Raw genomic sequence first — 2,186 nt, 5'->3', positions numbered from 1 at the left:
AGAAGTTCCGCTCCCGGCGGAAGAAGAAATAAAACCTCGCGTAAAAGCTGGGCAAATTTGGCGTTTGGGCGAGCACCTTCTGCTTTGCGGGGACAGCACTAATCCGGCGGATATAAACCGCTTAATGGGCGGTTTAAACGCGGATTTGGTGGTTACCGACCCGCCTTACAATATGAACTATCAGGGCGCGGGCAATGCCGCCAAAGGCGGGATGAGAAAAATCAAAAACGACCACTTGCCGGCTAAAGACTTTGAAGAATTTTTAAGCAAGATTTACCAAAACATTTTTACCGCTTTAAAAGAAAAGGGCTCTTTTTACGTATTTTACAAGGAGCTTGGCAAAGGCGTGTTTATTACGGCTTTGGAGCGTTCCGGGCTGACCTTTAAGCAACAGCTAATTTGGCTGAAAAATCAGTTTGTTTTAGGCGGCGCTAAGTATCAAAACATATACGAGCCTTGCCTGTTTGGCTGTAAGGGTAAAAGCATAGGCACGTGGAACGGCGGACGTAATAAAGCCAATGCCTTGGACGATTTGGATTTTATGAATGAAGCGGAACTCCGCCAGACGGTGAAGGATTTAAGGGCCGTATTAACGCCGGACGTCGTCTGTGTGGATAAGCCGCTTAAAAATGATTTACACCCGACGATGAAGCCGATTAAGCTTTTGGCGCATTTGATTGAGAACAGCTCTAAAAGCGGGGATATCGTTTTAGATTTATTCGGCGGCAGCGGCTCAACTTTAATCGCGTGCGAGCAGTTAAAACGCAAGTGCCGCATGGTAGAACTTGACGCGCATTACTGCGACGTCATTTTAACCAGGTGGGAGAGATTTACGGGCAAGGCGGCGGAGCTCTTGCAGGGGGCGTAAATGCCCGCGGCCAAGAAGAAAGGGCGGACGAAGAAAGCCGGTAAAGGCGGCGTAATTCCACCGCCGGCGCACAGGTTCAGCGCATTGAACCAGCCTAAGCCCGAAGCCAAAAGCCAAGGGCTTAAAGCCTGGCACGACAGGCGCCGTCTGCTTGATTTGTTGGCGGAGGAGTTTGCGGAAGAAATAGAACTCGCGGACGGTAAGAAAATAGCCGGTACAAAAGCTTTGGTTTTACGGCTTAAAAAAACGCTTTTAAGCCCAAACACGGACAAATTAACACTTGACCAGGCGAAACTGGCTTTTAAGTTCTTTGACACGGTAAGCAAAGCGGGCGCGGGATATACGCAGGAAGAGGCCCCGGCAGAAGAAAGTAAGGCGCGGGGCGGCAAAGTTGATTTTACTGAGTTCTGCTTAAATGCGTGCTATCCAAAACCCTATCCTAAGCAAATTGAAATGAAAGACTTTGCTTTAAAGCCCGGGGCCAATATGATTTTGGGCTCGCGCGGTTACGGTAAGACGGATTATATAAGCATTTGCGGTGTTGCGTATGCGATCTATTTAGACCCGCTTTTTACCTGCCTTTTGGTGACGAAAGAAAAGAGCCGCGGCGCGGATATCTGCCTTGAAGTGGCCAATGTGCTGGAAGCAAACGGCGTTTTACTTGCGCGCAAATCAAGCAAGCAGGTGCGCGTTGAGGGATTAATCGGTAAGGACGCCAATTTAACGGCTTTGCCGGTGCGCAGTAAGGGTTTTAGGGGCAAGCACCCTAAGTTTATCCTTTGCGACGATATTATTACACCCGACGACGACAGCAAGGCCGAGCGTGTGCGCGTGGAAAAGGTGGTGGACGAACTGTTTAAGCTTACGCCGAATATTACGCTTTTGGGCCAGCCGGTGCACAGCAAAGACGTTTACGCCAAGTTCCGCAGGCAAAAGGGCGTCAATAAGCTTGAAGTGCCTTACGGCTCTATCCCGGAATTGGACGTCAATTTGGAAGCGCAAAGGGCGGCCGGGGTAAGCGAGAGGAGCATTCAGGCCTCTTACTTTTTGAAGATAGAGGACATGGACAGAATCCCCTTTGCCAAGGTAAAGTTTGCGGAGTTCTTTCCGCAGGGGACATGCGCCGGATTTATCGACCCCAGCCACGAGGGCAAAGATTATACGGCTTTTGCGATGTGCGCGGCAAATTTCGAGCAGCTTGTTTTTGCCGGTTTTGCCTGGCAGAAGGCTTGGGACGACTGCCTTGAAGAAATTGCGGAAGTGATGAAAGCTTTTAACTGCGTCAAATTCGCTTTTGAAACAAACGGCGTAGGCAAAC

At 49.7% G+C, this 2,186-nt stretch carries 1 protein-coding gene and 1 pseudogene; both read left to right on the top strand.

Annotated features, from left to right (window positions below; all coding sequences use genetic code 11):
• Positions 1-868, top strand: an 868-nt coding sequence (locus ACQY26_RS01260) for a DNA-methyltransferase (protein WP_428047270.1), incomplete at its 5' end; no start/stop codon positions are given.
• A pseudogene (locus tag ACQY26_RS01255) lies at positions 869-2,186 on the top strand (hypothetical protein); the annotation flags it as partial.

It is taken from the genome of Candidatus Proelusimicrobium excrementi (assembly GCF_937881865.1).
Classification (GTDB): domain Bacteria; phylum Elusimicrobiota; class Elusimicrobia; order Elusimicrobiales; family Elusimicrobiaceae; genus Proelusimicrobium; species Proelusimicrobium excrementi.
Note: the sequence above shows the minus strand (reverse complement) of the source record. Positions and strands in the feature narration are given on the sequence as shown.